Here is a 6,549-nt window from a genome sequence, read left to right as displayed (position 1 = left end):
GCCTATTATTTGTGCGAAACATGCCTGTGATTGATCCAGACGCATTGCGGTAACGGCATAACGAATTTGTCGGGATGCAGCGTCGATTCTGCCGCATCCTTTGCCGGCGAGAATGGCACACGAATTGCTTTTTAATAATCCGGCAGGTCGGCTGCAGGGTGGCTGGCACGCCGGCGCCGTCCAAGATTCGGTGATCAAAGCAACGAGAGGCTAGAATGACGAAATACAAGCTCGAGTACATTTGGCTCGATGGATACACCCCGGTTCCCAACCTTCGCGGAAAGACGCAGATCAAGGAATATGCCGAGTTCCCGACGCTCGACCAGCTTCCGCTGTGGGGCTTCGACGGTTCCTCGACCATGCAGGCCGAAGGCCACTCGTCCGACTGCGTGCTGAAGCCGGTCGCCATCTATCCGGATCCCGCGCGCACCAATGGCGTGCTCGTCATGTGCGAAGTGATGATGCCGGACGGCGTGACGCCGCATGCATCCAACAAGCGCGCCACCATCCTCGACGACGAGGGCGCCTGGTTCGGCTTCGAGCAGGAGTATTTCTTCTACAAGGACGGCCGCCCGCTCGGCTTCCCGGAGAGCGGCTACCCGGCGCCGCAAGGCCCGTACTACACCGGCGTCGGCTACAGCAACGTCGGCAGCGTCGCCAGGCAGATCGTCGAGGAGCATCTCGACCTCTGCCTTGCCGCCGGCATCAACCATGAAGGCATCAACGCCGAGGTGGCCAAGGGCCAGTGGGAATTCCAGATTTTCGGCAAAGGCTCCAAGAAGGCCGCCGACCAGATGTGGATGGCCCGCTACCTGATGCAGCGCCTCACCGAGAAATACGGCATCGACATCGAATACCACTGCAAGCCGCTCGGCGACACCGACTGGAACGGTTCCGGCATGCACGCCAACTTCTCGACCGCTTATATGCGCGAAGTCGGCGGCAAGGACTATTTCGAGGCGCTGATGGCTGCCTTCGACAAAAACCTGATGGATCACATCGCCGTCTACGGGCCGGACAACGACAAGCGTTTGACCGGCAAGCATGAGACCGCGCCATGGAACAGGTTCAGCTATGGCATCGCCGACCGCGGCGCCTCGATCCGAGTGCCGCATTCCTTCATCAACAATGGCTATAAGGGTTATCTCGAGGATCGCCGCCCGAACTCGCAGGGCGACCCCTACCAGATCGCCTCGCAAATCCTGAAGACGATCGCCTCCGTCCCGGCCAGCGCAGAGGTGTCGGCTGCCGCTTGAGCATGCAGTCACGGCGTGGACTTCTTGTCTGCGGCGTGTCTCGCTCTCGTCGCGTCGGCGTTTTGCCAAGGGCGACTACACCAACTGCTCGATTGTATTCTTCATCCCAAACAAAAAACCCCGCCGGATCGCTCCGGCGGGGTTTTGTTGTCCTTTAGCCGATCCGGTCAGACCGAATAATACATGTCGTATTCGACCGGATGCGGGGTCATTTCGAAGCGCATCACTTCGGCCATCTTGAGTTCGATGTAGCTGTCGATCTGGTCGTCGTCGAAGACGCCGCCGGCCTTCAGGAAGCCCCGGTCCTTGTCGAGGTTCTGCAGCGCCTCGCGCAGCGAGCCGCAGACGGTCGGGATCTTCTTCAGTTCCTTCGGCGGCAGGTCGTAGAGATCCTTGTCCATCGGCTGGCCGGGATGGATCTTGTTCTTGATGCCGTCCAGGCCGGCCATCAGCATGGCGGCAAAGGCGAGGTAGGGGTTCGCGCCCGGATCGGGGAAGCGGACCTCGACGCGCTTGGCCTTCGGCGACGAGCCGAATGGAATGCGGCAGGAGGCAGAGCGGTTGCGCGCCGAATAGGCGAGCAGCACCGGCGCTTCATAGCCCGGCACCAGACGCTTGTAGGAGTTGGTCAGCGGGTTGGTGAAGGCGTTGATCGCCTTGGCGTGCTTGATGACGCCGCCGATGTAGAACAGGCAGCTCTCCGAGAGACCGGCATATTCATTGCCGGCGAAGGTCGGCTTCCCCTCCTTCCAGATCGACTGGTGGACATGCATGCCCGAACCATTGTCTCCGAAGACCGGCTTCGGCATGAAGGTGGCCGTCTTGCCGTAGGCATTGGCGACCTGGTGCACGACATATTTGTAGATCAGCATTTTGTCGGCGTTGCGGACCAGAGTGTCGAACTTGATGCCGAGTTCGTGCTGGGCAGCGGCCACTTCGTGGTGATGCTTTTCGACGCGGACGCCCATTTCAGCGAGCACGGTCAGCATCTCCGAGCGCATGTCCTGCGCCGAGTCGATCGGCGGCACCGGGAAATAGCCGCCCTTGATGCGCGGACGGTGGCCGAGATTGCCGGTCTCATAATCGGTGTCGTCGTTGGACGGCAATTCGGTGGAGTCGAGCTTGAAGCCGGTGTTGTACGGATCGGCCTTGTACTTGACATCGTCGAACACGAAGAACTCGGCTTCCGGGCCGACGAATATCTGGTCGCCGATGCCTTCCGCCTTCATATAGGCTTCGGCCTTCTTGGCGGTGCCGCGCGGGTCGCGGTTGTAGGATTCTCCGGAGATCGGGTCGAGGATATCGCACAGGATGACCATGGTCGACTGCGCGAAGAACGGATCCATATGCACCGTCTCGGTATCGGGCATCAGCACCATGTCGGACTCGTTGATCGCCTTCCAGCCGGCGATGGAGGACCCATCGAACATGACGCCGTCGGCAAACATGTCTTCCTCGACCTCAACGACATCCATCGTCACGTGCTGCAGCTTGCCCTTCGGATCTGTGAAGCGCAGGTCAACGAATTTTACGTCGTTGTCCTTGATCTGCTTCATGATGTCTTTGGCTGTCGTCATGTCATGTTTCCCTGTCTGATGACTTTTCGAGGAGATGATCTGAAATCAGAAAGCTCAGACCGCGTCCATCCCTGTTTCGCCGGTGCGGATGCGCACGACTTCCTCGATGTTGGAGACGAAGATCTTGCCGTCGCCGATGCGGCCGGTCTGGGCCGCCTTGCGAATGGCTTCGATCGCGGCTTCGACCGCCTCGTCGCCGAGCACCACCTCGATTTTCACCTTGGGCAGAAAATCCACGACATATTCAGCGCCGCGATAGAGTTCGGTATGGCCCTTCTGGCGGCCAAAACCCTTGGCTTCCGTAACGGTGATGCCTTGCAGCCCGGCCTCCTGAAGCGCTTCTTTCACTTCGTCTAGTTTGAACGGCTTGATGATCGCTTCGATCTTTTTCATGTAAAAAGTGGCCTCCACTGCCAAAAAGACGGGTTGTGAGCCCCGCTTGCGCCTCCTTCAAGCACGAACTGTGCCAATTTGAGGGGATTCGAAGCGGTATCACGCGATTTCGATGCCATGCCGCGTTGGGGGATAAATTCGCGTCATTCGCCGTGTTGGATGCGTCATGGATACTGGGAACCTACACATTGTCGGCGCTTCCGTCCGCACAATAATTGGGCAGACAGAGCATTTCGCGAGCATTTGTGCTTCGAAGAGGCCATTGTCCCTAACGATGTGCTTATAGATCATGCCATCTCATCACCGTTTGCTTCGAACCGAAAACTGGACAATGTTTGACCACAGGGATCGGGGTTTGACCACAGGGATCGGGCTTGAGCCAATGCGGATCGGCATCCATGAACAATGAAATTTTGTGTCCGGCCGAAATGGCTGAGGTCGACTGGTTGACGATTTCCGCCGGACCACTCAACGGCATTGGCCTGATGCGCAATGCAGGTGCCGCGGTCGCTGCGGTGGTGCTCGCCCGTTTTCCGGCTGCCAGACGCGTACACGTACTGTGCGGGCCAGGCAACAATGGCGGCGACGGATATGTCGTCGCCCGCATTCTTCAGGACAGCGCCGTCGACGTCTTGATGTGGGCATCCGGCTTCCCCAAAGCCGGCAGCGACGCGGCGCTCGCCGCTTCGGAATGCCCGGTCAGGCCTCGGCCGCTGTCGGAATTTGCCGCCGAGGCAGGAGCGATCCTGGTCGACGCGCTCTATGGGGCAGGGCTGTCCAAGCCGCTGTCCGGCGATGCCGCCAAGGCGGTCGAGGTCGCGACAGAGCTGAACCTGCCTGTCGTTGCGGTCGATCTGCCCTCAGGTGTGTCAGGCGAGAGCGGCCAGGTTCTCGGCCAGGCATTCCACGCCCGGATCACGGTGACGTTTGCGCGAAAAAAGCCCGGCCATCTGCTGTTGCCTGGGCGCGAGATGTGCGGCGAGTTGGTGCTTGCTGATATCGGCATCGGCGACGGGATCGTTGCGCAGCTTGAACCGCGAACCTTCGAGAACACCCCGCCGCTTTGGCTAGGGAACTTCCCGGTTCCAGCCGTCGACACCCATAAATACAGGCGCGGCCATGTCTGCGTCTTTTCCGGCGGGCCGTCGGCGACGGGCGCCGCACGGCTGTCGGCGCTTGCCGCGGCCAGAAGCGGGGCAGGGGCGGTGACCGTGCTGTCGCCGGCGAACGGGCTGCAGGCGAACGCCGCGCATCTGACCTCGATCATGCTGCGCAAGGCCGACAGCATCGCGGACGTACAGGAATTCATCGGCGACCGCCGGCCGACGGCTTTCGTCCTCGGACCCGGATTCGGCGTCGGCGAAAAAACACGGGATTTTGCCGTTGGCGTGCTGGCCACCGGGCAGCGGCAAGACGGCAGGGCCGACGGGCTGGTGCTCGATGCCGATGGCATCACCTCGTTTCGCGATACCCCGAAAGTTCTGTTCGAAGCCGCCCGTCGTCTGAACACGCCAGCGCTGGTGCTGACACCGCATGAGGGCGAATTCGCCAGGCTGTTTCCAGACATCGCCGGAGACAGGAACCTGTCCAAGCTGGCCAAGGCGCGCTCTGCGGCCGAGCGCGCCGGCGCCATCGTCGTCTACAAAGGCGCGGACACGGTGATCGCGGCGCCCGATGGCAGAGCGGCGATCAACGGCAATGGCGCGCCATGGCTGGCCACCGCCGGTTCGGGCGACGTGCTGTCGGGGGTCATTGCCGGCTTCCTGGCGCAAGGCATGCCGGCTTTCGAAGCCGCCTGCGCGGCGGTCTGGATTCATGCCGAGGCCGGCAGCCGTTTCGGACCAGGGCTGATCGCCGAGGATTTGCCGCTGGCGCTGGTGCCGGTGCTGCGCGAGCTTGCCGAATGTCGCAACGAGGTGACTGCTCGATGAGCCGCGGGTTCGCGCTGCTTGCCGCAATCTTCGTCGCCGTTTTCATGGCGCACACCGCGCGTGCCGAAGGTCCCGTGACCATTGTCGACGATCCGGCCGTGCTCGCCGCCCTCGATGCCAAGGGCTTTGATTTCGACGGCATATTCGGTCTCGATGGCGGCGGGCGCGACCTGAAGGCGCTCTATGACAAGGCGCCGGCCTATCACCAAATCGTCGAAACGGTTGCAAGAGATGTGGCCGCACTGCGGGCCGAGATGAAGGCCGGTGGGCGGCCGCTCTACGAAGTCACCGACGGCAATGTTGGCCGCATCATGGACATGCGCTGGCTGAAGACCGACGCCGCGCGGTTCCGGCTGGTCGGTGTCGTCAATAGGCTCGATCGGCGTGATTTCGCCGAGATGCGCGGCGACGGAAGCTGCGGCGAGGTGCGTTTCATCTACCGCCTCGCCTACAGTTTCAAGAAAAAAGGCAAGCTCCTGGCCTCGCGCCTGCCGTTCAACTTCAATGCCATCTACAGCGCCGCGCCGGACGCCGACGGCGGCTGCGTCGGCGTTGCCGGGCGCTGGACGCCGCAGCTCGACGAGACCGTCGATACCGGCTGGCTCATCGGCGGGCCGCTGGAGAAGGCCGGGCTGAGCTTCAAGCAGCTCGAGCTCAACGCCCAGGTGGTGCGCTTTCCCTCCGGCCAGGAGACCGAATTCGGCGGGCAGGCCGCCTATCTCATGCGGATTTTTGGCATCGACGGAGCAGCGGTCAGCGAGAGGCCGCTGGAAAACACGCCGGATGTGGCGCTGCTCTTGGAAGACGCCGCGCTGAAAGCAAAACTCGCCGACTATATCAGCGCCAATCTCGCGGCGGTCGATCTCGGCGTCTACCAGATCCCTGACGAATTCCTGGCGAAGAAGGTCATTTCGTGGTCGACTTTCGGTAGCGCGAGGCAGGCCAATCACCCGTTCACGCCGGTGTTCCAGCCCGCGGATTTTTCCGGGCTCGACTATTCCGCGCTGAAGCTGGTGCGCACGCCGGAAGCGCTGGTCGAGCGGCTGGATAATGGCGCCTGCCAGGGTTGCCATCAAGCTGGGTCGACCGCCGGTTTCCATTTCATCGGCCTGGATGACAAGACCACATCGCCGCTGAACCGCATCGAAGTCGGCATATCGCCGCATCTTCACGCCGAGATGCCGCGGCGCGAAGCGTGGCTGCGCGCAACCGTCGAGGGCAAGGAGCCGAACCGATTCCGCCAGCTGTCCTTCGCGCCCCCGGCCGCATGGCAGGATGCTGGCGAGGTCGCCTATCTGCCGGCCGAGGTGGCGATGCCGTGTCTGATGCCGGAGGACGCAAAGCACTTCGCTGCGGGCTGGCAATGCGGCGGCGGCACCGTCTGCACGGTGC

The 6,549-nt window shown here is 61.9% G+C and carries 5 protein-coding genes; 3 read left to right on the top strand and 2 right to left on the bottom strand.

The features are described from left to right. The first annotated feature begins 215 nt into the window (after positions 1 to 215). Positions 216 to 1,256, top strand: a complete 1,041-nt coding sequence (locus EOA86_RS17155; RefSeq protein ID WP_065008714.1) for a glutamine synthetase beta-grasp domain-containing protein — start codon at positions 216 to 218, stop codon at positions 1,254 to 1,256. A 167-nt stretch (positions 1,257 to 1,423) separates the two neighbouring features. On the opposite strand, the gene glnA is transcribed toward EOA86_RS17155, so the two are convergent. Both glnA and EOA86_RS17145 read right to left on the bottom strand, forming a co-directional pair. Beyond that, positions 1,424 to 2,833, bottom strand: a complete 1,410-nt coding sequence (gene glnA, locus EOA86_RS17150; RefSeq protein WP_128342732.1) for a type I glutamate--ammonia ligase — start codon at positions 2,831 to 2,833, stop codon at positions 1,424 to 1,426. A 54-nt stretch (positions 2,834 to 2,887) separates the two neighbouring features. Further along, positions 2,888 to 3,226 carry a P-II family nitrogen regulator gene (locus EOA86_RS17145; protein ID WP_127211219.1) on the bottom strand — a complete coding sequence of 113 codons (339 nt, stop codon included), beginning with the start codon at positions 3,224 to 3,226 and terminating at the stop codon, positions 2,888 to 2,890. A 398-nt stretch (positions 3,227 to 3,624) separates the two neighbouring features. On the opposite strand from EOA86_RS17145, the gene EOA86_RS17140 reads away from it, so the two are divergent. Both EOA86_RS17140 and EOA86_RS17135 read left to right on the top strand, forming a co-directional pair. Beyond that, positions 3,625 to 5,157: an NAD(P)H-hydrate dehydratase gene (locus tag EOA86_RS17140; protein ID WP_128342731.1), complete on the top strand. Its 1,533-nt coding sequence runs from the start codon at positions 3,625 to 3,627 to the stop codon at positions 5,155 to 5,157. Then, positions 5,154 to 6,549: hypothetical protein (locus tag EOA86_RS17135; RefSeq protein ID WP_128342729.1), on the top strand; the 1,396-nt coding region annotated here is incomplete at its 3' end. The genes EOA86_RS17140 and EOA86_RS17135, both read left to right, overlap by 4 nt.

The sequence above is a fragment of the Mesorhizobium sp. M5C.F.Ca.IN.020.32.2.1 genome (genome assembly GCF_004023105.1).
GTDB lineage: Bacteria > Pseudomonadota > Alphaproteobacteria > Rhizobiales > Rhizobiaceae > Mesorhizobium > Mesorhizobium wenxiniae.
The sequence above is the reverse complement of the archived record's forward strand: the minus strand, read 5'-3'. Positions and strand labels throughout refer to the sequence as shown.

Excerpts from the sequence above, each read along its gene's own strand:
- EOA86_RS17140 (WP_128342731.1), top strand. The coding sequence starts at position 3,625 with ATGAACAATGAAATTTTGTGTCCGGCCGAAATGGCTGAGGTCGACTGG.
- EOA86_RS17145 (WP_127211219.1), bottom strand. The coding sequence starts at position 3,226 with ATGAAAAAGATCGAAGCGATCATCAAGCCGTTCAAACTAGACGAAGTG.
- glnA (WP_128342732.1), bottom strand. The coding sequence starts at position 2,833 with ATGACGACAGCCAAAGACATCATGAAGCAGATCAAGGACAACGACGTA.
- EOA86_RS17155 (WP_065008714.1), top strand. The coding sequence starts at position 216 with ATGACGAAATACAAGCTCGAGTACATTTGGCTCGATGGATACACCCCG.